Annotated in this window: 20 protein-coding genes; 11 read left to right on the top strand and 9 right to left on the bottom strand. The window is 26.3% G+C overall.

From position 1 onward, the window contains the following. The first annotated feature begins 146 nt into the window (after positions 1 to 146). On the top strand, positions 147 to 1,907 hold the full coding sequence (gene aspS / locus BHAMNSH16_RS07225; RefSeq protein WP_008729017.1) for an aspartate--tRNA ligase: 1,761 nt from the start codon (positions 147 to 149) through the stop codon (positions 1,905 to 1,907). Positions 1,908 to 2,554: 647 nt separating this feature from the next. Here the strand turns inward: aspS and BHAMNSH16_RS07220 are convergent. Continuing rightward, on the bottom strand, positions 2,555 to 3,565 hold the full coding sequence (locus BHAMNSH16_RS07220) for a patatin-like phospholipase family protein (protein ID WP_039954936.1): 1,011 nt from the start codon (positions 3,563 to 3,565) through the stop codon (positions 2,555 to 2,557). Positions 3,566 to 3,595: 30 nt separating this feature from the next. Beyond that, complete coding sequence (locus BHAMNSH16_RS07215) at positions 3,596 to 5,344, bottom strand: tetratricopeptide repeat protein (RefSeq protein ID WP_241033576.1); 1,749 nt, start codon at positions 5,342 to 5,344, stop codon at positions 3,596 to 3,598. Positions 5,345 to 6,504: 1,160 nt separating this feature from the next. Here BHAMNSH16_RS07215 and BHAMNSH16_RS07205 point away from each other — a divergent pair. Next, entirely contained in the window at positions 6,505 to 7,188 is a 684-nt protein-coding gene (locus BHAMNSH16_RS07205) for an HAD family hydrolase (RefSeq protein ID WP_069731925.1), read from the top strand. Positions 7,189 to 7,422: 234 nt separating this feature from the next. On the opposite strand, the gene BHAMNSH16_RS07200 is transcribed toward BHAMNSH16_RS07205, so the two are convergent. Beyond that, on the bottom strand, positions 7,423 to 7,848 hold the full coding sequence (locus BHAMNSH16_RS07200; protein WP_069731924.1) for a hypothetical protein: 426 nt from the start codon (positions 7,846 to 7,848) through the stop codon (positions 7,423 to 7,425). A gap of 67 nt (positions 7,849 to 7,915) precedes the next feature. Between BHAMNSH16_RS07200 and BHAMNSH16_RS07195 the strand changes: the two genes are divergently transcribed. Further along, complete coding sequence (locus tag BHAMNSH16_RS07195) at positions 7,916 to 8,371, top strand: DIP1984 family protein (protein WP_069731923.1); 456 nt, start codon at positions 7,916 to 7,918, stop codon at positions 8,369 to 8,371. Positions 8,372 to 8,476: 105 nt separating this feature from the next. Here BHAMNSH16_RS07195 and BHAMNSH16_RS07190 read toward each other — a convergent pair whose 3' ends face one another. Further along, positions 8,477 to 10,054, bottom strand: a complete 1,578-nt coding sequence (locus BHAMNSH16_RS07190) for an aryl-sulfate sulfotransferase (RefSeq protein WP_069731922.1) — start codon at positions 10,052 to 10,054, stop codon at positions 8,477 to 8,479. Between the two features lie 191 nt (positions 10,055 to 10,245). On the opposite strand from BHAMNSH16_RS07190, the gene BHAMNSH16_RS07185 reads away from it, so the two are divergent. From BHAMNSH16_RS07185 to BHAMNSH16_RS07160, 6 genes are all read left to right on the top strand, one after another. After that, positions 10,246 to 11,484, top strand: a complete 1,239-nt coding sequence (locus tag BHAMNSH16_RS07185) for an ABC transporter substrate-binding protein (RefSeq protein WP_069731921.1) — start codon at positions 10,246 to 10,248, stop codon at positions 11,482 to 11,484. An 88-nt stretch (positions 11,485 to 11,572) separates the two neighbouring features. Then, entirely contained in the window at positions 11,573 to 12,286 is a 714-nt protein-coding gene (locus BHAMNSH16_RS07180) for an ankyrin repeat domain-containing protein (RefSeq protein ID WP_088859740.1), read from the top strand. 130 nt (positions 12,287 to 12,416) lie between these two features. Next, positions 12,417 to 14,129, top strand: a complete 1,713-nt coding sequence (locus BHAMNSH16_RS07175) for a class I SAM-dependent methyltransferase (RefSeq protein WP_008730868.1) — start codon at positions 12,417 to 12,419, stop codon at positions 14,127 to 14,129. A gap of 195 nt (positions 14,130 to 14,324) precedes the next feature. Continuing rightward, complete coding sequence (locus BHAMNSH16_RS07170) at positions 14,325 to 14,936, top strand: OmpA family protein (protein ID WP_008730871.1); 612 nt, start codon at positions 14,325 to 14,327, stop codon at positions 14,934 to 14,936. A gap of 21 nt (positions 14,937 to 14,957) precedes the next feature. Then, positions 14,958 to 15,611, top strand: a complete 654-nt coding sequence (locus BHAMNSH16_RS07165; RefSeq protein ID WP_008730873.1) for an OmpA family protein — start codon at positions 14,958 to 14,960, stop codon at positions 15,609 to 15,611. 91 nt (positions 15,612 to 15,702) lie between these two features. Next, positions 15,703 to 16,854, top strand: a complete 1,152-nt coding sequence (locus BHAMNSH16_RS07160) for a HEAT repeat domain-containing protein (RefSeq protein ID WP_008730875.1) — start codon at positions 15,703 to 15,705, stop codon at positions 16,852 to 16,854. A 173-nt stretch (positions 16,855 to 17,027) separates the two neighbouring features. On the opposite strand, the gene BHAMNSH16_RS07155 is transcribed toward BHAMNSH16_RS07160, so the two are convergent. From BHAMNSH16_RS07155 to BHAMNSH16_RS07145, 3 genes are all read right to left on the bottom strand, one after another. Next, positions 17,028 to 18,197, bottom strand: a complete 1,170-nt coding sequence (locus BHAMNSH16_RS07155; protein ID WP_008729448.1) for an iron-containing alcohol dehydrogenase — start codon at positions 18,195 to 18,197, stop codon at positions 17,028 to 17,030. A gap of 310 nt (positions 18,198 to 18,507) precedes the next feature. Further along, complete coding sequence (locus BHAMNSH16_RS07150) at positions 18,508 to 18,969, bottom strand: PTS sugar transporter subunit IIA (RefSeq protein WP_008729447.1); 462 nt, start codon at positions 18,967 to 18,969, stop codon at positions 18,508 to 18,510. Between the two features lie 33 nt (positions 18,970 to 19,002). Further along, positions 19,003 to 19,929 (bottom strand): hypothetical protein, encoded by a 927-nt coding sequence (locus BHAMNSH16_RS07145; protein WP_008729446.1) that lies wholly within the window; start codon positions 19,927 to 19,929, stop codon positions 19,003 to 19,005. A gap of 512 nt (positions 19,930 to 20,441) precedes the next feature. On the opposite strand from BHAMNSH16_RS07145, the gene rsmI reads away from it, so the two are divergent. Both rsmI and BHAMNSH16_RS07135 read left to right on the top strand, forming a co-directional pair. Further along, positions 20,442 to 21,188 (top strand): 16S rRNA (cytidine(1402)-2'-O)-methyltransferase, encoded by a 747-nt coding sequence (gene rsmI, locus BHAMNSH16_RS07140; protein ID WP_008729445.1) that lies wholly within the window; start codon positions 20,442 to 20,444, stop codon positions 21,186 to 21,188. Further along, positions 21,178 to 21,471, top strand: coding sequence for a flagellar biosynthesis anti-sigma factor FlgM (locus tag BHAMNSH16_RS07135; protein WP_008729443.1), 294 nt, complete (start codon positions 21,178 to 21,180; stop codon positions 21,469 to 21,471). Before rsmI ends, BHAMNSH16_RS07135 begins: the two co-directional genes overlap by 11 nt. Before the next feature lie 119 nt (positions 21,472 to 21,590). On the opposite strand, the gene BHAMNSH16_RS07130 is transcribed toward BHAMNSH16_RS07135, so the two are convergent. Together BHAMNSH16_RS07130 and BHAMNSH16_RS07125 are read right to left on the bottom strand one after the other, a co-directional pair. Next, positions 21,591 to 22,553 carry a helix-turn-helix domain-containing protein gene (locus tag BHAMNSH16_RS07130; protein WP_069731425.1) on the bottom strand — a complete coding sequence of 321 codons (963 nt, stop codon included), beginning with the start codon at positions 22,551 to 22,553 and terminating at the stop codon, positions 21,591 to 21,593. Further along, a complete protein-coding gene (locus BHAMNSH16_RS07125; RefSeq protein ID WP_008728083.1) occupies positions 22,550 to 23,323 on the bottom strand; it encodes a signal transduction histidine kinase in 774 nt (257 codons plus the stop codon). Before BHAMNSH16_RS07125 ends, BHAMNSH16_RS07130 begins: the two co-directional genes overlap by 4 nt. Between the last annotated feature and the right edge of the window lie 552 nt (positions 23,324 to 23,875).

Raw genomic sequence — 23,875 nt, 5'->3', positions numbered from 1 at the left:
TTTTGCAATATAACTTCTATTAAGTAATTGATTTTTATACCTATTTATAATATAATAATTATGTTTATTCAAAAAAGAAATGTATCTTATTTTTTAATAAATTTTAAACAATAAAACAAATAATCAATTAAAGAAGAGGGAGCAATATGCGTTTTAAAAGTGCCTATAATGGAATATTAACAAAAGATGATATCGGTAAAGAAGTTAAGCTAGCAGGCTGGGTTTTAAGAAGAAGAGATCATGGCGGTGTAATATTTGTAGATTTAAGAGACAGAACAGGTTTTGTACAAATAGTATTCAATCCTGAAATAAGCAAAGAAGCACATAATGAAGCTCAGGATTTAAGAAGCGAATATGTTATCAGCGTAGAAGGAAAAATTAGAGCTAGAAGTCCTGAAATGGTAAATCCTAAAATTCCTACAGGTGAAATAGAAGTTATGGTTGAAAAAATGGAGCTTCTTAATACTTCTGAAACTCCTCCTTTCTTACTAGAAGATGATATTGATACAGGTGAAGATATAAGATTAAAATACAGATATTTGGATTTAAGAAGACCAACTGTATTTAATAATCTATATAAAAGATTTCAAATTACTAATGCCTTTAGAAAACATTTATCTGATAATGGCTTTATAGATGTAGAAACTCCTATATTAAATAAAAGCACTCCAGAAGGTGCTAGAGACTTCCTCGTTCCTTCAAGATTAAATGCAGGGGATTTTTACGCATTGCCTCAGTCTCCTCAAATATTTAAACAGATACTTATGATAGGAGGTTTTGACAGATACTATCAAATAGCTAAATGTTTCCGTGATGAAGATTTAAGAGCAGATAGACAGCCTGAGTTTACACAAGTAGATATTGAAACTTCTTTCCTTAATACTGATGAGTTTTTATCTATTATGGAAAATGTTACTGCTAATATAGTTAAAGATGTTTACGGTATTGACTTACCTACTCCTTTTCCTAGATTAAACTATTATGATGCTATGGAGATGTACGGAAGCGATAAGCCTGATACTAGATTTGAATTAAAACTTATCAATGTTGAGGACGCGGTTAGAGGCTGTGATTTTGCCGTATTTAAAAATGCTTTAGATAATAAGTTTATAATAAGATGCTTAAATGCTAAAGGCGGTGAAAAATTAAGCAGAAAAGATATTGATGACTTCACAAAATATGTAGGCATTTTCGGAGCTAAAGGGCTTGCTTGGATGAGAGTTACTGATAAAGGACTTGAATCAAACATAGTTAAATTCTTCTCTGAAGACAATCAGAAAAAAATATTAGAAGTTACTAAAGCAGAGAAAGGAGATTTACTATTCTTTGTGGCAGATACTCCGAAAGTTACATTCGATGCTTTGGGTAATTTAAGATTAAGAGTTGCTGAGAAATTAAATTTAATAGATAAAGATAAATTAAATTTCCTTTGGGTAGTAGAGTTCCCATTATTTGAGTATGATCATAAAGAAAAAAGAATATCCGCTACTCACCACCCATTTACAGCTCCTGTACCTGAAGATGTTGCCTTATTAGATACTGATGTATTAAAAGTAAGAAGTGATACTTATGACTTGGTATTAAATGGTAATGAGATAGGCGGAGGCGGTCAGCGTATTTATGACAGTAAAGTACAGGCTAAAATATTTAGTCTTTTAGGTATAGATGATGAGAAAGCTAAAATAAGATTTGGATTCTTACTTGATGCATTAAAATACGGTGCTCCTCCTATGTGCGGTATGGCTTATGGTATAGACAGAGTTGTTATGCTTCTTCAAAAACAAGACAGTATTAGAGAAGTTATAGCATTCCCTAAAACACAAAAAGGTCAATGTTTAATGAGCGGCTGTCCTTCTACTGTAGATGCAGATCAATTAGAAGAACTTCATTTAAGTATAGAAGAATAATTTTTTAATAATTATTAATAAAAAAAGTCCCATTATATTTACATAGTGGGGCTTTTATTTTTTTAAAATTTATTCTCATTGCCCGCCCTCTATGCTTTTTTAATATTATCTTTTATTTCAGTTTTTTATTTCTTTATTGCTGAATTAGAATTTACAGCACCCACCCAAAGCATTTTTTAATTTTAAAAATCCCACAACGCACGGTTAGCTAAATTAAAAATATAAATTTATATTATAATTCAAATTTCATTATGATTTAAAATTTTTCTCACCGTGCGGTAAACAGATTTTAAATCTAATTAAAACTTGGGCGGGTTCTTTAATTTCTAATTAATCTTTAAACATAAATAAGTTAAAAATTGCAGATTATAATTATAAAAATAAAAGGGAGGGGTATGTAAATAAAGTTTTAAAACTTAATTACACTTGCCCACCCTTTAGTCTTTTTAATTTATTCTGTAATTTTTTAATTATTTTTCTTTTTTATTTCAAACAGTTATTTTAGCTACCCACCCAAGATTTTTTTGAATTTACGACGAATATACCGCAACCATAACAAAACTAAAAATATAAAGTTATGTCATAATTCAAATTTTATTATGCTTTAAAATTTTGCTTACCGTGCGTTAAATAGAATTTTAAATCTATTACTCAATATTTTTTCTTTTCTGTTCTTTTAGATAATTTTTTTTAGCTTCTTCTATATTCATAAATGATTTCATTGTACTGTTTAAATTAGATTTTAATTTCTGTCTTTCTTCTAGTGCTTGTTTTCTATTTTGTTTGAATGATTTCTCATGACTTTTCATAATATCTAAATCTCTTATTATACCAGCCTGAGCCTTAGCAATTTCAACAGCAGCCTCTAAAACTTCTTTGGCATCATTATAACCTTGTTCAATTCTCCTGTATGCACCTTCCGGAGAAAAATCCAAAGTACCATTTATAAGATTGCCTAAATCCTCCTGAGGACATATCTCGTATATAACAGCTGATGAATCTCTTCTGTCTTTTATAATCTCATCAGCTTTCAAATGTATAACCATTATGTCGGTACAGCCTTCATCATAAAGAGGAGTAAGAGGAGAATTATCTTTTATACCGCCATCTAAATATATTTCGCCGTCAACTTTCTCTACAGGAAATAAAATAGGTATGGCAGATGAGGCAAGAAGTATATCAATCATGTCTTTTTCACTTCTTCCATTTAATTTGAAATAATGGGCATCAAATGACGGTATATGAGTACAAGCACAATAAATAGGAAAATCCATATTTGAAATATAGTTTAAATCAATATGCTTGTTTATAATGCTCACAAGACCGTCCCTAGATAGAACCCCTGTAGAAGCAAGAACACCCACAAAAGCAGCAACGGCAGGATTGGTCATAAGCATAGAGCCATATTTGCCGAAACCTTTAATAGTGCTTTCTATGTCAATGCTTAATATTTTGTTTTTGATTTCTCTAGTCCAAATTTTCTCGGCTAATTTGTAATCGTCCAAAGCGAAAAAGCAGGCATTCAAAGCCCCAACAGAAGCCCCTGAAACAGCCTTTATATTTCTGTCGAGCCCAACCTCTTTCAAGTACTTCCAAACGCCGATTTGATAAGCCCCCTTACCGCCTCCGCCATCCAAAACAAGCCCCAATTTATCCATAATGTTTTTATCCTTTTATTAAATATATAATTAAAGATTATTGAAAAAATCAATATAAGAGAAGAAACCATTATTTTTTTTGGTCTTTTTTTCTTTTTTTATGACTAAATTATCCGAGGAATTATTGTCTTTATAATAGGAATATCTAAGCCTTCCTGATAAATCTTTATAAAATGTTCCTGTTGTAGTTTTAAGTCCGTCAGCATAGCTTGGGTTTAAAGATATTGCTCTATTTAATGCCTCTTCTATTAAAAATCTATTTTCTCCGCTTGCTATTAATGCTTCAGCTTTATTTATAAATGCCAAAGGTATTTCATTATTGATTTTTATTGCTTTATCATAGTATTCTACAGCTTTTGAATATTCACCAAGTTTCCTGTATATTACTCCTAAATTAATATTTGCGGCATAGCTATTTGGCTTTAATTTAACTGCTTTTGTCATAGCTTCTTTTGCTTTTTTAGGATTTCCTGCATATACATAACTCATTGCAGTAAAATAATTGGTAGCATGATTATATAATCCTTTTTCTATAGATAATTCAAAATTTTCAGCAGCTTCTTCATATTCTTCTAAATCAAATAAAGCTTTTCCTATTGCTTCATATAATTCTGCTGTATCTAATCCATGTTCTTTAGCTTTTTCTAATAAATATAAACTTCCTTCAGGATTTTCTTCTTCTTCTAATTCTACTGCTAAATCAAAAATTAAATTTACTGAAGCTGATATTTTAGGAGTTTCTTCTTTTTCTTCTATCTCCACTAAGTCTATATCTGTCAATTCGTTTATCATAGCCACTGACAAATCAAAATATGAATTTTCTTTCTCCAAATCCATATTTAAATTACTAGCCGCATAATTTTTTAGTAAATTAAGCTTAACTTCTTTTTCATCTTTGCCTGACATATCAACTATGCTGTCTACAATATATTTTTCATCTGTTTCGAGCTTTTCTATTTTTTTGATATTTCCAAGCAAAGGCACTTCTATATCTTCAAGCTCATTTAATTTTGCTTTATCCAATGCCTCAAAGAATTTATCAGCTATTTTTTTGTTAGATAAAAGCGTATTATAAAGGCTAATCATACTTATTTTATCGTTTGGATTTATTCCTATGTTATTCATCATAGGTTTTAACATCATCAAATCATTAATAGAGTACTTACCTTTAGTAGCCAAAAAGAAATCAGAAATAATACATAGCATTTTTTCATTATTATTTTCTAAGTCTTTATACAATACACCGTCAAACCCTAAATATTCTATAGTTGACTCAAGATGTACAACATTCATACTTCTTTCTAGTTTATCTATTCTTATGGACTCTCTAGTCAAATTAGACATTGACACAATCATCATTTCATGCATTTGAGAATATACTTTATTAAACTCTTTATCTATTTGAGTTACTAAACAGTTAAGTTTTAAGTTTACCCCCATTATAGCATCAAAAGTCAATTTACCCTGCTGTGCTAGTTTTTGTATCATCTTTATGCATGCTTGCTGAGATATGGCAAAATCTCTATCTATCTCTCCTCTTAATTTTCTATTTTTTCCTGTAATATTTCCCCATAAATTTTTCAAAAATCCCTGATTCGCTAATTTTTCAGCTTTTGCTTTTCCTGCAGATATTGCAGAACTTGCTTGTGCTGCCAATCTTGTCAATTGTTTTCCATTATCTTTGAACTCTTCATAAACTTTATCCACATACTTATCTATAGCAGTTTTTTCTTCTTCTGTTAAATCCTTGTCATAAGGCATTGGTAGATTAAAATCCATACTAAGCTCCAATTAGATATATTCTATAATAATTATATGTAAAAAATAATTGAAATTCAAGTTTTATTTTATATATAAATTTTATACAGCAATTAATTCTTAATTATCATCTATTTTTCCTATATGTATTTTATTTGAATCGTCAATATTTTCTTCTGAAATGTATTCTGCTGATATATCTATAATATTTGTTTCTTCTCTATTTTCTATCTCTTCTGCCGAATCTTCATTATCTATTTTTTACCTTCTATTTTGTTATTCAATGCCTCTAAAACATTTTCAAAGCCCTCATCAATATCATCAATTGCATTCATTATAATTTCAAAAATATCCATAAAAATATACTCCTTAAATATTTATTCAATATTGTTATTATAGCATATGCATGTGTCAAAAATTGTCATTTATATTTACTTAATTTTTATTACATCTGCCCGCCCTTTATATTTTTTAATATTATCTTTTATTTCTGTTTTTTATTTTTTTATTGCTTCATTAGAATTTACAACACCCACCCAAGCATTTTTTAAATTTTAAAAATATCTCAACGCACGGTTAGCTAAATTAAAAATATAAATAGATTAATAATTCAACTTATATTATATCTTAAAATCTGCTCACCGTGCGTTAAATAGATTTTAAATCTAATTAAAACTTGGGCGGGTTCTTTAATTTCTAATTAATCTTTAAACATAAATAAGTTAAAAATTGCAGATTATAATTATAAAAATAAAAGGGCGGGGTATGTAAATAAAGTTTTAAAATTTAATTACACTTGCCACCCTTTAGTCTTTTTAATTTATTCTGTAATTTTTAAATTATTTTTCTTTTTTATTTCAAACAGTTATTTTAGCTACCCACCCAAGATTTTTTAAATTTACAGCGAATATACCGCAACCATAGCTAAACTAAAAATATAAATAGTTTAATAATTCAAATTTTATTATGCTTTAAAATTTTGCTCACCGTGCGGTAAATAAAATTAAAAATAGTATACTTTTCACAAGAAATTATTTATTATTTTATTTAAGTTTTATTTTATATATAAATTTTGTACGGCAATTAAATTTATTTTATAGTAAAATACTGATTATCATATTGAAAAAAATCCGTATTATATTATTATCATTAATCAGTAAATTTTAAGGTTTATAAATACTATGAATAAATTAGATTTAGTAATATTTGATATGGATGGGCTTTTACTTGATACTGAAACTATAAGTTTAAAAGCTTGGAAAAAAACTTTTAAAAATTATAATGTTAATATTGATGTAGAAAAATTATTCTTCAGTAAAATATTAGGTTCAAATGAAGCTTCTATAAAAAATACCATTATAGAAATATCAAAAATTGATGAGAAAACATTTTATGATATTATAAATAATCAAATTGAAGAGGCTTTTAATATAGTAAAAGAAGATGGTATAAATATAAAAAATGGTGCTATTGAGCTTATTAATTTTTTGAAAGATAAAAAAATAAAAAAAGCTATAGCAAGTTCAAGCATAAGAAAAAAAGTTGATTTATATTTAGATAAAACTAATCTCAAAAAAGAATTTGATTATATAATTTGCGGTGATGAAGCTGAGCATCCAAAGCCTTATCCTGATCTATATAATAATGTATGCAGTTATTTTAATGCTGATAAAAATAATGTAATAATATTAGAAGATTCTAAAAATGGTCTTTTATCTGCTAAAAATGCTGATATAGAAAAAAGATTTTATGTTCCTGATTTGCTTTTATTATCTGAAGAAGATGAAAAAGAATTATCATATAAGAAATTTAATGATTTAATAGAAGTAAAAAATTATATAGATAATAATTTTAAATATAATTAAATTTTATTCTAATTTCCCGCCCTTTAAAATTTAATACTATATTAGAACTTTCAATGCTAATCATATTTAAAGCCTAATTAGAAATTAAAGCACCCGCCCAAACTTTTTTAAACTTAAAATCTACATAACGCACGGTAAATGCATTTTTATTAATTGTTTAAATTATAATTCTTACTAAACTTATATTTTAAACTCTGCTTTGCGTGCATTTTTATACAAAATTATATATAGTAATTATCTTATCTTTGTTAAATTGCCTTCGCCTAAGGTATTATTATTGGCATAAAAAGAAAAATTCATATAACTGCTATTGAAAGATAGTGTAAAATCATATTTATATCCTGATGAAGTAATAGCAACTTTATATACATTATCAGAAACTTTTATTATATTTTCTTTATAGGCAGTATTATAAAAGTTTATAAGGCTTCCATTCATTCTTATAGATAAAGCACTTCCGCTTCCTAATGTTACACTAACAAATGCCTGAGAACTTAAATTATTATTTTCTCTTACAGTAATTGATCCTTCATAAGTACCATAATATTTATCATCTATTCCATTATTACTGTCAAAAGATAATGAACCTGTATTAAAATTAAGACAGCTGCATATAAAAAATGAAGAAAATAATATTATTATTTTTGATAATCTGTTCATATTTTAGCCTTATAGATATATAATACTACAAAATAAATTTATGTCAAAAAATTTAAAGGAGAATTTTATGAAACTAGGAGAAGCACTATTAAAAAAAGATGAATATATAAAAAAAATTGATAATCTAAAAAAAAGAGTAAAAAATAATGTTATTATAAAAGAAGATAATGAAAATAATGAAGACCCTAATGATTTAATTAAAGAATATATAGAAACAAATAATGAATTATCAGATTTAATTATTAAAATTAGTAATAAAGAACATACAACAAAACTAGAAATCGGAGTGTCTATATCAGAAGCCATTAATATAAGGGATAAATTAAGCAGAGAAATGGATATTTATAAAAGCATCTTAAAAGAAGTAAACAGCAAAGATTTTAGAACAGCAAAAAATGAAGTAAAAATGACTGTATTAATTAATATTAAAGAAATACAAAAAGAATTTGATAAATTATCAAAAGCATTTAATGATATTGATATCATGATACAGTCAGCTAATTGGAATACTGATTTACAATGAATAATAAATCTATTATATAGAATAATATCTCGGCAGAATTTAATATTTTAATTACACTTCTTTATGTTGTAAATTATAATAGCATAAAGTTTATATGCTTATGCACTAATTCACAAAAGAACTATCTTCACTATATTTATACCCATCAGAATAATATAAAGGCATTTTATCAATTCTATAAATACCCCAAGTTTTTATTCCAAATCTTAAATGATAATAAACTTCTTTCGTTTCTTTATTTACTTCCATTATCTGTGAATTATTTCCGAAATCAAGAAGCATATTCCCATTACTTAAAAAATCAATATCGGATATATAGTGAGAATATAATTTATTTTCTGTTTTATACTCATAAATTTTTTCAGCTTTCCAAGAACCATGAGAACCAGTGATTTTATATTCTACATACCTTGAGCCATTAGGATTAATATCTTCATCACCCTGATTGTCAAACATACCTATTACATTTGTTGATATTAAAAATAAAGCATGCTGACTTTTAGGTCCGTCTGTATTGCCATCTCCAAGAACCTTATAAGGATCAAATGATTTTAAATCTTTTAAATATCTGCCGTAAGGATTATATGATTCCATAGTGTCTAATGTATCATCAGCCATATACCAAATAAGCTCCCATTCACTGTAAGCAACTGCCATAACTGCTAAACTTCTTACAGATAAATAAAGTATATCATTAGCCTCATCATAAACTAAAGAATTACAATGAGCCCAATCCATAGGAAAATCTTTTTTTCTTCCAATACTGTAATATTTATTGTCTTCATCAAAAATAAGTTTTTTTAAATACTCTTTCTCTGCCTCATCTCCATTTTTATTCACTATCTTTTTTATCAAATCTCCTACATACAAATCCCTAATCATATTTCCATTGCTATCAACTTCACAAATCCTATCTTCAACACCCCAAGCAGAATTTGCAAGCATTATATAATTACTGTTAGATTTTTTTCTTATAGTGTCATGATGAACGCCTATATCAAGTTTTGTAACATCAAGTTTTGCATTTCCAAGTAAATCGCTTACTCCCATAGTGTCATAAATAACAATATCATTATCCTCATCAATTACCTTTGCTATTTCATTGGTAAGATAGAAGTTGGAATAATTCACATAACGCAAATTTCCGTTCCTGCTTACTCCCATTAAAAATAGCCCTTTCCAGCTTCTGTTTATAACAGGGCTAGCAAAATATATCTCTTCATTATTATCAGTTAAATTGCTTATTGAACTTTCATCATTGATACCGGCAAAATATACATTCTCTTCAGAAACTAAATTTTTTATAACTCTGTTAGTAGCTGGTATATAAAGACCGTCAATATAAAGTTTATCTACTATTATATTGGTTGCTATTCTGTTAGTGCCGTTAATAATATAAACTGTATTTGTATTCTCAGAGTACATGCCATGTATAGCAAAATTAGATCCGTAATTTTTAGGGTAAGTAAATATTATATCATTATCTCCAAGCATTCCCTTTGTTATCACTGTAACAGGATAATTATTGTTGGTTTCTGTTTTGTATAGTAATGATAATGGAGTTTGTCCGTTAGGATTTAGTATAAGCTCCCCTATCTTATCATCAGGAAGCGGCATATCTTTTTTTGAGCATGAAAAAAATAAAAATAATATTAAAATTATAAATGCAGTAAATCTCTTCATTTTAAAAATCCTAATTGCTATCATTAATGTAAAGTTTTTTTATATTCTAAATAATAAAATAAGTTTTTGCAATAAAAATATATAAAAAAATATAAATATAATTGAAAATATTAACTTTATTATATAAAATAGAATCTTTATTTTTTAGAAGTTAGTTTTTATAATAGTTACAAAAGGAGAAAAAATCAAAAATGAAAAAATTAAAATTTCACGATTTTATTTTTCACATAATTTCTATTATGTGCTTTTTTTTAATATTATCTAATAATATTCTTTTAGGTCAGAAATTAGATAAAACTAAATTAGATTTAAATTATTATGAAAAATTTAAAGGTCAAAACAGAATATTAAATATATGCAACTGGGGCGAATATATAGCTGACGGTTCTGATGATTCTATGAATATAGTAAAAGAATTTGAAGATCTTACAGGTATTAAAGTGAATTATACAACCTTTAATTCTAATGAAGAGCTTTATATAAAATTAAAATTAGGAAATACTGATTATGATCTGATATTTCCTACAGATTATATGGTCATAAGAATGATTAAAGAAGGATTGGTGCAAAAAATGAATATAGATTTACTTCCTGCAAGAACTAATATAGATCCTTTCTTCTTATCATTAGCTTATGATAAAAACGGCGAATATACTATTCCATATACTTGGGGAATGAGCGGCATAATATATAATATGAAAGAAGTTGATGTTAAGCCTGAAGATGTAAGCTGGTCTTTATTATTTGATGAAAAATATAAAGATAAAATATTAATGGCTTATGGGCTTAGAGATTCTTTTGCCGCTGCTAAAGGATATTTGGGATATAATGTAAATAGTACAAATGAAACCGAAATAAGAAATGCTTATGAGGCTTTAAAAAAACAAAAACCTATTGTTCAGGGATATGTTATGGATGAGATATTTGACAAAATGGAATCAGAATCCGCTTATTTAGGAATTACTTATGGAGGAGATGCTTTAAGAACCATAGCAAATAATACTAATCTTAATTTTGCAATTCCTAAAGAAGGCGGAAATGCATTTGTTGAATGCATAGCTATACCTGCAAATGCTAAAAATGTCGAAGAAGCTCATATGTTTCTTAATTTCTTATGCGAGCCTCAGGTTGCTTTGGCAAATGCCAATTATATAGAATATGCCTCTCCTAATATGACAGCTGTTAATATGATGCCAGACGAAGTAAAAAATGATAGGAGAATATATCCGGATAAAAAGGCTATGGAAAATATGATTCATTATGTAGCCAATCCTGATGGGAAAGATAGTTTGCTTATGGAAAGCCTTTGGAAAGAAATGCTTACCACAGAAACTACCAAATCAAATAACAGTATTATTATAATATCTGTTATTGCGGTTATATTAATTGCTGCTATAGTTATTAAAAAAACTAGAAAAAAAACTTATTAATTAATTTTTAACTTCTAAAAAATATAAAAATGATTGGGTTAAAGTAAAATATACTTTAACCCATAAATAAAATTGAGGCTTTAAATATATGAAAGAGTTTTTTGATGCTGCTAAAAATGGAGATTTAAAAACATTAAAAGAATGCTTAAATAAAAATATAGATATAAACAAATTAGATGATGAAGGATTTACTGCTTTGATGCTTGCCTCTATATTCAATAGAGTCAGTATTGCAGAAGAATTAATAAAAAATAATGCTGACATAAATTTGCAGACGGAAGAAAATTGGACTGCTTTGATATTTGCTTCATTTTACGGACATGACAAAATAGCTGAAATTTTACTTAATAACAATGCCGATTTAAATATCAAAAATAAACAGGGTTTTGATGCTTTGCTTATTTCTGTTTTTTATAAAAAAATTGATACTGTTAAGCTATTATTAAAATATAATGCTGATGTTAATACAAAAAATAATGAAGGATTTACTCCGCTTATTTATGCCTGTAATCATGATAATACTGAAATATTAAAACTTCTTATAAATTATCATGCAAATATAAATGATAAAACTAATGATGGGGTTAATGGACTTATGTATGCATGCTTAATGCTTAGAGAAGATATAGTAAAAGAGCTTCTTGAAAACAATATCAATATTTATGAAACTGATAATAATAAAGATAATGCATATATTTATTTAAAAAGTAATGAAAATAATGAAAACGATGAAGAATTAAAAACTATGAATAGAATAAATGATATGATAAGTAATTATATAAAAAATAGAGAAAATAATTAAATAAAATTCTATTTTGTTTTTTTATCTTATCTGCCCGCCCACCCACCCCCTAAATATTAATTTGTAATAATGCTTTTTTTGCTATATAATAATTAAGATTATAAATAAATTTTAAATAGTTGTAAGATTTATGCAGGATATATGTATAATAACTGATATAGGAACAATATACGGGTTCGGACATATTACTCGTATGAAATTTATATCAAATAAATTAAAAGAATATTATAATTTCACATTTTCTTCTATTAATAATAACAGCGGTATATTTAAAGATAATACTATAAATACATGCAAATATAATGAAATAAAAAATTTAAATCCTTATTTGATAATAGTAGACAGCAGAGAAGTAGATTCAGCATATATAAGAGAATTAAAAAAAATAAGCAGTGTTATAATAGTAGATAGTGTAGGAAATGAGAGAGTATTGGCTGATATAGTTATAGAGATGCTCCCTAATATAGATAATTCCAAAGAGGTAAATATAAAGCCTTTTATAGCCACTATATTAAACTCTAATGTAAAACCAAAATATGATGCCGATGCTCCTGTACTTCTATATTTAGGATTTAATAATGAATTAAAAAATAAAGCCATAGAAATAATAAGCAAAATAGAAAATAAAAACTTTGTATTGATAGATACAGAGAAAGAAAGCGAATACAGTAATATAAGATATAAAAATTTCGGAACAGATATATTTCAAAATCCATATAGTGCCGTTATAACATATTTCGGATTAACTGCTTTTGAATGTATAGAATCCTCAATCCCTGTTATTTTGCTCTCTCCTACAAAATATCATGATGATTTGGCAAAAAGTCAGGAGGAATTATTCTTTAATTTAGGATTCTTTCAAAATATAGATACAAATACAGCGGTAAATAAATTAAGAGAATTTTTATTTAATGATGATATACAAAATAAGTTTAGAGAAAAAGGCAAATTAATTAATACAGAAAAATCTTTAGATCGTATAAAAACTATAATAGATAATATAAAAGATTTTAAAGATATAGAATGCCCTTTTTGTAAAAGCAGAAATATAGAAATGAAAAATAGAAATTTGGAATCTAATCTATATAAATGTAAAAAATGCAGTACTCTATTTAGAAAATATTTTCTTCCTCCTTTTACAGACTATTCATCTAAATATTTTGTTGAGGATTATAAGAATCAATACGGTAAAACTTATGAGGAAGACAGTGCTAATTTAACTTCTTTGGCTAAAAGAAGATTAGAAAAAATAAGAAAAATAAAGCCTAATGGAAAAATACTTGATATAGGAAGTGCAATGGGTTTTTTTCTTAAAGAGGCAAGAGAATACGGATATGAAACAGAAGGTATAGAGATAAGCGAATATGCATCAAATTACTGTATAAATACTCTTAATCTCAATGTGCATAATTGCTCTTTGCTTGATTTTGAATATAAAGAAAAAGAATATGACATAATAACTGCTTGGTATGTTATAGAACATATATACAATTTTGAAAGTATCTTAGAGCGTATAATTTATTCTCTTAAAGATGATGGAATATTGGCCTTTGCTACTCCTAATGGCAATGGTTTAAGCGGCATATTTAATAAGAACTATTTTTCTATAGTACCTTCAGACCATGCATTTGAGGCTAATCCTAAGTCTCTTGATATACTTATGTCTAAATATTCATTGAAATGCATAAATTTAGAAAATCAAAGCGTTTATTATAATAGATTCTGCGATATATTCGGCTTTAATCTTATTAGAAAGAATAATTTTCTATCAGGAATATATAATTCTTTAGCAAAAAATAATAATTTAGGCGATACATTTGAATGCATATATCAAAAATCATAAAAATAATATAACTTAAATAAAAATGTTGTAAATGTAGTTTTAATATTATGTATTAAATGATTAATGGAGATATATGAAAATAACTATCATTTTTTAAATTTTACGAATATATTATTATTATTGTTATAAATATATATTATGTTAATTGTTTTAATATAATAGTATACAAAATATGATACTTAAGGAAATATAATTATGAAAAAAATATTTTTACTTATGTCAGTAGTGATTATAGCGGCTGCATGTAAAAGTGCCCCTGTTGCTACTGGTCCAGAAGAAAATAGCGGATTCAAAACAACTGAGGCTAACAATCAAAATGCTAAAGGGCTTAACCTACCTGACGGAGCTACTGTTAGAGAAACTCCAAGAGGAAAAATATTGGTGCTTCATGACCCTAAATCTAAAGCAGATGTTGGTAAGCCGGGCTCAACTTATGAAGTAAAATTCGGATTTGATAATACTATAGAAATAGGAACTTATAAAGAGGCCTATAACTTAGTTTATCAAATAATAAATAATAATCCGGATATTAGAATAATTTCTGAAGGACATTCAAGTAAAGAAGGTCCTGCTCCTTATAACTATGCTCTATCTCAAAGAAGATCTGATAAGAGCTTTAATTATATAATAAAATTGGGGGTAGAAAACAGCAGATTATTGAAAAATGCATTCGGGGAGGCTTTGCCTGAATACCCTACTCTCAAAGAAAATAGAAGAAGTGAATTCATAATAATAATGACTGAAGATGATTTGAAAAAATATAACGATTTTGCTAAAACTGTCGACATTAATAAAGAAACAAATTAATGTCGAGGTTTAAGTAAGATAATGAAAAAACTTTTATTTATTTTTAGTTTATTGATCTTTGTCATAGCATGTAAAAGTACGCCTACAAGCACAACACCGGAAGATGTAGTTATAGCAGACAATCCTCCTGCAGTAGAAGAAGAAAAACCAAAACCTGAAGAAGTGGTAGCTGATACAAATATGGAATCAGATACTCAAACATTGACATCTAGTTCTGAAGAGCTTTATCTTCCTGTAGATACTTCAATAAGAGATACTGAAAGAGGAAGAATTTTAGAAACTACTCCAAAAGTAATATTCAAATTTGTAGAAACTAATATGCCTGCATCAGCAGAAATGTCATTCAATCAGGTAATAGAGTTTTTAGAGAAGAATCCTAATGTGAATATAGTTTTGGAAGCACATACAAGCAATAGAGGAAAAGCATATCCTTATAATTACAATCTTTCTGTTGTAAGAGCTAAAAATGGTAAGGCATACTTATTGGCTAAAGGTATTCCTTCAGAAAGAGTTATAGAAAGTCCTCTTGGTGAGGCTCTGCCTGAATATCCTACTCAAAATGAGCTTAGAAGATATGAGTTTGTTATAATAGCCAATGATGAAGATTTAGTAAAATATAATACTTATATTTCTAATTTGGATGTTAGAAAAGAAAGTACATATCAGGGAAACTGATTACATTATAATAAATAGTAAAATTAACCTCCTTTATTATTCACATTTTAAAGGAGGTTTTTATTATAAACTTTAAGGAAATTTTTATTTTATGAGAAATATTATTATTTGCATTTTATTATTCACTATTTTAATTAATTTTGAAGCTTTTTCAGAAAGTCCTACAAATGAAGCTCCTACAATATCCCCTACTATTTCAACTAATACTTCATCAGGGCTTATAAATCCTGAATATGAAAAAGCTTTTAAATATGGAACTCCTACACAAAAAATATCAACTATAGCTAAAATAAAAAGAACTAAAAATGAAGCCGATATCGCAATGCTTGCTAATCATTATCCTGAAGAAAAGAATAACAGAGTTAAAAGCGAGATTATCAATTTTTTTAAGCAAAATAAAAATGATAATGCCAAAGCTGTAATAGAATATGCTATTAAAGATGAAAATGATAATGTTAGAAAAGATGCTTATTATTTATGCTCCATTTATCCGGATATTCAATATGAAGTTCCTATAATGTCTGAAATTTCTAATGCTTCAGGTCTTGTATTAGACAGTATGGTAAATGCTTTGGGGGCTATAAAATCAGAGATGGCTGCGGATTATTTACTAGAAATATATACAAATAATACTGCTGCTTCAAGCACTAAGGTTGAGATATTAAGATATTTCAGCGAAACTAAAAATACTAAAGGTGAGAAGATTTGTCAGAATGCGGCTCAGAATGCCGGAGAGCCTGCTTTGGTTAGATATATGGGTGTTGTTGCATTGGGGGCTTATCCTAGTGCTGAAAATTATGAGATACTTCAGAAACTTCTTGCTGAAGACTTACCGGAAATTACAGCAAGGGTTATATATGTACTGCCTGAATATAGTGCTTATGGAGATGTAAAAAAAGATATAATAGAAGCTGCTAAAAATGACAGCGATTCTGTACGAATTTATGCTATTAAAGCATTGTCTAATTATAAATCCGAGCCTGAAATAGAGGAACTTCTTCTATACAGACTTAAAAATGATAATTCAGAAGCTATCACTATGGAAATAATTAATTTATATAAAGAATCAGCACCTACAGGAAATATGTATGATGCTATAAAAAAATTAGCAGATTCATCTGCAAGCGATAAAATAAAGAATCTTGCAAAATCTGTTATAGGCGAAGATAAAGATTCCTCAGCTGTTACAATAGAAGAATCACTTTCAGGTGTAAAAAATAGCTCTGCTGATAACCCTAATTAAAAAGTTATATATATATATATATATTTTAGGCTTGCTGTTATAATATAATGGTAAGCCTTTTTATTTTAAAATCTAATAAGCCCGCCCGCCCCAAATTAAGCTTAATAATATATAAAAAACCCCAAGCATTATATCAATAACACTTGGGGAAAACTATGATTAGAATATATTAATTAAAAGTTGACATCATTTCCATAGTAAGCTGCTTCTAATACTTTTTTCATATTAGCTTCATCTGTCTCTCTTGGGTTAGAACCTGTACAAGGATCAGTAACGGCATTTTTAACTATACTGTCGCATTTTTGTTTGAAATGTTCTTCTGTTACTCCGTTTTCTTTATAAGTTTGTTTAATGCCTAACTTAGCATTTAATTCTTTTACTTTTTTAACTAATGAAGCTGTAAGTTCTGCATCAGTGTTTCCTGAAAGTTTAAGCATTCTTGCTATATCAGCAAATCTGTCAGCACAAACTTTTGAATTGTACTCTATAACATAAGGAAGAAGTATAGCATTGCATCTTCCATGTGTGATATGAAACTCTGCACCTGTTTTATGAGCCAAACTGTGAACTATACCAAGCAAAGCATTTGAGAAAGCCATACCAGCCAAACATTGTGCAACATGAAGTTTTGCTCTTCCTTCTTTATCACCTTTAACTGCTTTTTCTATGTTATGTACTATCATATATATAGCTTTCATAGATAAAGCATCTGTTATATCAGTTCTAAGTGATGCAACATAAGCTTCTATAGAGTGAGTAAGAGCATCCATACCTGTATCAGCTGAAACTGTTTCAGGCATTGTCATAGGTATTGAGTAATCAAGTATAGCAATGTCTGGAGTGATTTCAAAATCGGCTAATGGGTATTTAATATTTGTAGAATAATCAGTTATAACTGAGAAAGCTGTAACTTCTGAAGCAGTACCGCTTGTAGAAGGTATAGCTGCAAATATAGCTTTTTTTCTAAGTTTAGGCATAGTGAAAGGAGTTTTAATATCATCGAATTTTTTCTCAGGATATTCATAGAAAACCCACATAGCTTTGGCAGCATCAAGAGCTGAACCGCCTCCTAAAGCTACTATTAAATCAGGGTTAAACTCTCTCATAGCCTCAGCACCTTTATAAACTGTTTCTATAGAAGGGTCTGGTTCAACACCATCAAAAATTTTAACCTCTAAACCAGCTTCTTTTAATATTTTTTCACATTTGTCAAGGAATCCTCCTCTTTTCATAGAAGAGCCTCCTGTAACAATTATTGCTTTTTTATGACCTTGTAAATTTTTTAATTCCTCCATAGCATTATCACCGTAGTATAAATCTCTAGGAATTGTAAATCTTGACATTATTTAATCTCCTAAAATATCTTTTTATTGTTCTAAATTATAACATTTATATAAAAATTGTCAATTATATTATATTTGATTTCGTATATTTTTTAATAGTTGTAATTTATAAATCTGCATCATATATCATATTATTTTAATTTATTATATAATGATATATATTATTATAACAAAAATATAAAAATATTAAAATAGAATTGTATGTCTTAAATTATTTGTAATGATTAAATTTGAATATTAAAATAAATAAGCTTATATTGAAAATAAGCAGCAATTTTGTATAAATTTATAAAAAATATATAACAAAATATTATATTTGATTATATATTTTTAATGCTTCGTCTATCATATTTGATATTTTCTCTTCTTCGCCAGCTTTAGAATTTCTTATAACATTTTGTAATTCTCCGTCCTGAACAATAATGGCAACTAACATTAGTATATCAATAAACTCGTCATTAGCATCAATCGGTGCCAATATAGAATATGCCAAGTCAATACTTTCTTCTTCATTATAGAGTATTGGTTTTTTTAATGATATAAGAATAACTTTTAAATCATTAATAGATTCTATTCTTGCATGAGGCATAGCTATCATATCAGCTATTACAGTATTACCATCTTTTTCTCTATCATATAGTCCATCTTTTACTTCGCTTACACTAGATGATATGTTTAATTCTTTTGATTTATTAGATATAAAATCAAAAAGTTCATCCTTAGACGAAAAATCATTTTCCAAAAAAATATTATATTTTTCAATAAAACTCATACAAACTCCTAAATAAATAAAAATAAAAGATAATTAATCCCTGCTAAAATTTTGATATATAAATTTAAATGGTATATAAATTTTACCATTTTCAGCATAATCATTCCATAAACCTTGAGGAGGAGGCTTTAACTTTTTAGCATATTCAACAGCCTTTGAACATGAATTATCAAGGCTAGTCTGACCAAATATGGAAGTTTTTAAAAACTTTTCAAATTCTATATTTCCTTCTTCATCTATAGAAAGCAGAACTTCAACCTCATCAGTTCTTATAAGTCCCAAATAATGAGCCTGATTTGGTATAGTAAGATACCAAGAATCTCTTATAGAACCAACCAATGCATAGAAATACCAAAAATATTCCTGAGCCTTAGTACCAAGCTGCATACTTCCTGTTTCACTTGAAAAAACAACGGCTCTGTCAGCACCTTCTTCAAATGATGCAGGTATTTTAGTATCTCCTTTAATTCCAGGATTTTTAGGTTTATAAGTTTCTACATTATCTCTGGATATATCTTTTCCTAATTCTTTTTTTTCTCTATTTTGATTTTGATTATTATTAGGCTTAATATTTTCTGTAGGTCTTCTTTCTATTATTGGGCTATTAGCTCCGTCTCCTAAAAAAGAAAAAACTGAAGTGTCGGAAAATACTTTTGAAGGATTAACATCTGTCTGCCCTTTAGATCTTAATGTTTTATCAGAGGCGAAAGGAGTATCTTCTTTACTTTCTTCCTCTTCTACTTCCGGAGTTTCAACCAAAAACATATAATCATCTTTTTTATATCTTTCTTCTGCTTCTTTTTTAGCCTTTTCATAAGCGAATACTTCCTGCATTATAGAAGTATTTATAAAGCTGAATAAAAATATATGCAGTATAAAAGATACTATAACAGAAAATAGTATATCTTTTCTTCTTATTAATTTTCTTTTTATATTAAGAATTTTTTCTTTTATATTCATGTCAGTAATTTTATATTAATTAATATATTTTACAAGTTTTAAAACATATTAAAACACTTAAAATAAAATATTGTTTTAAATTTATTTTTATGCTAAATATCGTAATTGATAGTAATTTATTTAAATACAAAAATGTTTCACATGAAACATTTTCTTTATTTAAGGATTAATTATTAACATTATTAGCTTTCAGATATAATTTTATTAATTAAAGAAATTTTATTAAGCCCGCCCGCCCCTAATCAAACGCACGATTAAAAAATATATATTTAAGAACAAATATATAAAAACATTCCTAATATATTATTAATCTATCAACCGTGCGTAAAAATGTTTCATGTGAAACATTTTATTTATGGTATTATTGTATTAATAAAAACTTTAATATATAATAAAGATAAATAAATAAATGGAGAATAACTATTAAAAATAAAGAAATAATTAGCAATGATATAAAAACTGATGAAGAGTTTACAGAAGAAATAATAAATAATGAGAATAATAAAAATATAGTGGAAAATGGCGTAATATATGTAGTTGCTACCCCTATAGGAAATATGGAAGATATAACTATAAGAGCTTTGAAAATACTTAGAAATGTAGATTTTATATTAGCAGAAGATACAAGAGTTGCCATAAAACTACTTAACTTTTATAATATAAAAAATAAATTGTTTTCTTATCATAGCCATTCATCAGAATATAGAATAAATGAATATATAAATGAAATATTAAATGGAAACTCAGCTGCCATAATAAGCGATGCAGGAACTCCATGCATAAGCGATCCCGGTGTAAGCATCATAAAATTGGCAATAGAAAAAAATATAAAGATAGTGCCTGTAGGAGGAATATCAGCATTCACTTCTTTACTATCAGTTTCAGGAATTTCAGGCAACACTTTATTTGTAGGATTTCTTTCCAATAAATCAGGCAAAAGAAGGAATCAATTAAAGGACTTATATAATAATCAGAAAACAATAATAGTAATATATGAATCTGTTTATAGAGTAAAAGAATGCATAGAAGATATTGTTAACATATTCGGAGAAAAAACGGATATTGTTATCGGAAGAGAAATCACCAAACAATTTGAGCAAATAATAAGATCAGAAGCTAAAAATATCCTTGATTTTTTTATAGATGGTAGTATACTAACTAAAGGAGAATTTTGTATTATAATTGATAATAGAAAATCTAAAGTATGCAAGGCTAATGCCGAAAATAATTTATGTAAGGAGTCAGACTATGACAATTGATAAAATAGGCGGCACATCAAATATACAACAAAAATCTAATATTAAGTATAATGAAAAAGTTTCTAAAATGGGTTCAGATAGAATAGAAATTTCTAATGAATCAAGATTAGCTTTGCAAAATGAAAAACTAATGAACATCATCAAAGAAGCTCCAGATGTAAGAGAAGAAAAAATTGCAGAAGCTAAAAAAAGATTAGAATTATACATGCAAGATGGTGCATTAAGAGAAGAAGTATTAAACTCTTTGGCTAATTCTATAATAGATTCTATGCCTATAGAATAATAGACTCTCTTATATATTTAGCTCATCTTTAATCTAATCTTAAAAATAGTAAGTTATTATTCTTACTATTTTTAAAAATTAAGTTATCATAAACAAGTAATTATATACATAATTGAAAGCTATTTTTTAGAAAACTTATTTACTAATTCTACCCTATTCTTTACACCTGATTTCTCATATATATTGGCTACATGATTATTTACCGTATTAAGAGATATACTTAAAATTAATGATACCTCTTTATTAGTTTTTCCATCAAGAAGATATGATAATATTTCTTTCTCTCTTTTAGTTAAATTCACATCTATTTCTTTTTTTTCTACATTATTATTATATTTAATACCATCTTCTATAGTGCTTTCACAATTAATATTACCTGATTTTGATATTTTATTATTAAGAATATTGATAAAATACCAAGATAAATAACCAAGCATTACTAAATTCCACCATATATAAAACAATACCAATGTTATATCCATAGAACCTATATCAGATGCTTCAATTCTATAAATAATAAGCTGATATATAAGAACCGGATATATTATTATAGTTATAAGTCCAAGTATCTTTACTATTAATTTCATAGTCTTATCTTTTATATTCTTATAATTTACTGCCCCTATTATAAATATTACAATTATAGAAATATAAAAAATAATACTGCTTATTATATACATATCAAACTTTATCAATATTCCTAATATGCTTAATATAAAATGAATTATTGATATGCTGATATATATGATATTTTGTTTGAAATTCCATTTTATATTTAAAAATCTATATAGAAATGCCGGTATAAAATATAGCATTAATGACATAGCTACAGAAAAACTAAAGAAGTATAATGTATTAAATATATTATTAGACATGAAATATGGCACTGTTAAAAAACTTAGAATTTTTACAGCCCTTATCAAAAGAAGAAGAGAAAAAGTAAATAAAAATATTATATAATATTTAAGCCATGCAACTCTTTCTATTATATAATATATAATAGAAAAAAGTATTGAAGAGAAACCTATTATAAAAGAAAATAAATAGGCAATTAAAAGAATATATCCTAATACATAATTCATAATTTATTCTTAGCTGGAAATATTATATTAATTCTCTGTTCATTTTTTACAGATTCAAACCATATATTACCATAATGTTCTTTTATTATCCTGTAGGCAGTATACAAATATAGATTATTAAAACTGAAATTATCATAAGATATTAAAGGAGTTTTAAAAAGCATTCTTTTTATATCATCAGGTATATCATCGCTTTCAAAAGTTATAGATATATCTATACATTCCTCATTTAAATCAAGTGTTTTCTCATCTTTTTTACTTATGTTATCAACTCCGTTTATTAATAAAAATTCTTTATCATCATAATAATTCATTAAATTATAGGTTATATTTATTGATGTATTTACTTTTATTATATTGTAAATAAAGGTAAATATATTAAGAATACTTCTTTTTATCTTGTCCCTATCCATTAAAACTATACATTCTTTGAATATTTTATCATTTAATGTTATTTTAGTTCTTTTGGATTTAAATAATAAAAATATATCATCTAAAGCTTCATTTATAATAACAGATATGTTTTCAAAATTCATATTAAGTTTAAAAGAATCAGAGTTTATATCATTGAAATCATTCAAAGCTTCCATAGTTCTATTTATTAAAATAGATTGTCTTACTATTGTAGCTCTTGATTCACTGCAGTAATTATTGGCACATCTTTCTATATCTATGTATTTAGATATTATATTATTATAATTTTGAACATCATAAATTATATTTGAGATTAGATCTTTTAATTTGCTGTTAATATAAAAATTTTGCTTCATAATACGCCTAAAATAAACATAATATTTATTTTTATTATAACATAAATTTATTAAAAATGCCAATCCAATAATATAAATTCAAATTTTGAATTCATAATTTAAATTTATATAATAAATTTTTTTATTAAATTTTATAATAAAATTTATACAGTATTTTTTATTTTAATTTATTAACATTATCAACAAGTTATTAACATTATTAAAAAAATTGAATTCATTATATTTTAATTTCTAAAATTCAAATTTTGAATATATAATAATTTCTTTTATATAATAATATTATATATTTAAATTTTTAAATTTTTTTATTATTATTAAGCTGTTGATATGTTGATAATTTATTGCATATAAGAAGAAATTAGAAAAAATATATGAATATAATGTTGATAACTATGTTGATATTAACAAGTATTAAAATATGTAAAAACAATAAATTTTATAATGAAATTCAGAATTTTCATAAAATATAAATTTGTTTGCAATGTTAATATTTTTTCATTATTTATTAACATTTTATTAACAAATTTTATTTTGACAAAATCCAATATTATT

Origin of the sequence: Brachyspira hampsonii (assembly GCF_002214805.1) — a bacterium.
In the GTDB taxonomy this organism is placed as follows: domain Bacteria; phylum Spirochaetota; class Brachyspiria; order Brachyspirales; family Brachyspiraceae; genus Brachyspira; species Brachyspira hampsonii.
This window is presented reverse-complemented; position numbering and strand designations above follow the sequence as displayed.

Excerpts from the sequence above, each read along its gene's own strand:
- aspS (WP_008729017.1), top strand. The coding sequence starts at position 147 with ATGCGTTTTAAAAGTGCCTATAATGGAATATTAACAAAAGATGATATC.
- BHAMNSH16_RS07220 (WP_039954936.1), bottom strand. The coding sequence starts at position 3,565 with ATGGATAAATTGGGGCTTGTTTTGGATGGCGGAGGCGGTAAGGGGGCT.
- BHAMNSH16_RS07215 (WP_241033576.1), bottom strand. The coding sequence starts at position 5,344 with ATGGATTTTAATCTACCAATGCCTTATGACAAGGATTTAACAGAAGAA.
- BHAMNSH16_RS07205 (WP_069731925.1), top strand. The coding sequence starts at position 6,505 with ATGAATAAATTAGATTTAGTAATATTTGATATGGATGGGCTTTTACTT.
- BHAMNSH16_RS07200 (WP_069731924.1), bottom strand. The coding sequence starts at position 7,848 with ATGAACAGATTATCAAAAATAATAATATTATTTTCTTCATTTTTTATA.
- BHAMNSH16_RS07195 (WP_069731923.1), top strand. The coding sequence starts at position 7,916 with ATGAAACTAGGAGAAGCACTATTAAAAAAAGATGAATATATAAAAAAA.
- BHAMNSH16_RS07190 (WP_069731922.1), bottom strand. The coding sequence starts at position 10,054 with ATGAAGAGATTTACTGCATTTATAATTTTAATATTATTTTTATTTTTT.
- BHAMNSH16_RS07185 (WP_069731921.1), top strand. The coding sequence starts at position 10,246 with ATGAAAAAATTAAAATTTCACGATTTTATTTTTCACATAATTTCTATT.
- BHAMNSH16_RS07180 (WP_088859740.1), top strand. The coding sequence starts at position 11,573 with ATGAAAGAGTTTTTTGATGCTGCTAAAAATGGAGATTTAAAAACATTA.
- BHAMNSH16_RS07175 (WP_008730868.1), top strand. The coding sequence starts at position 12,417 with ATGCAGGATATATGTATAATAACTGATATAGGAACAATATACGGGTTC.
- BHAMNSH16_RS07170 (WP_008730871.1), top strand. The coding sequence starts at position 14,325 with ATGAAAAAAATATTTTTACTTATGTCAGTAGTGATTATAGCGGCTGCA.
- BHAMNSH16_RS07165 (WP_008730873.1), top strand. The coding sequence starts at position 14,958 with ATGAAAAAACTTTTATTTATTTTTAGTTTATTGATCTTTGTCATAGCA.
- BHAMNSH16_RS07160 (WP_008730875.1), top strand. The coding sequence starts at position 15,703 with ATGAGAAATATTATTATTTGCATTTTATTATTCACTATTTTAATTAAT.
- BHAMNSH16_RS07155 (WP_008729448.1), bottom strand. The coding sequence starts at position 18,197 with ATGTCAAGATTTACAATTCCTAGAGATTTATACTACGGTGATAATGCT.
- BHAMNSH16_RS07150 (WP_008729447.1), bottom strand. The coding sequence starts at position 18,969 with ATGAGTTTTATTGAAAAATATAATATTTTTTTGGAAAATGATTTTTCG.
- BHAMNSH16_RS07145 (WP_008729446.1), bottom strand. The coding sequence starts at position 19,929 with ATGAATATAAAAGAAAAAATTCTTAATATAAAAAGAAAATTAATAAGA.
- BHAMNSH16_RS07135 (WP_008729443.1), top strand. The coding sequence starts at position 21,178 with ATGACAATTGATAAAATAGGCGGCACATCAAATATACAACAAAAATCT.
- BHAMNSH16_RS07130 (WP_069731425.1), bottom strand. The coding sequence starts at position 22,553 with ATGAATTATGTATTAGGATATATTCTTTTAATTGCCTATTTATTTTCT.
- BHAMNSH16_RS07125 (WP_008728083.1), bottom strand. The coding sequence starts at position 23,323 with ATGAAGCAAAATTTTTATATTAACAGCAAATTAAAAGATCTAATCTCA.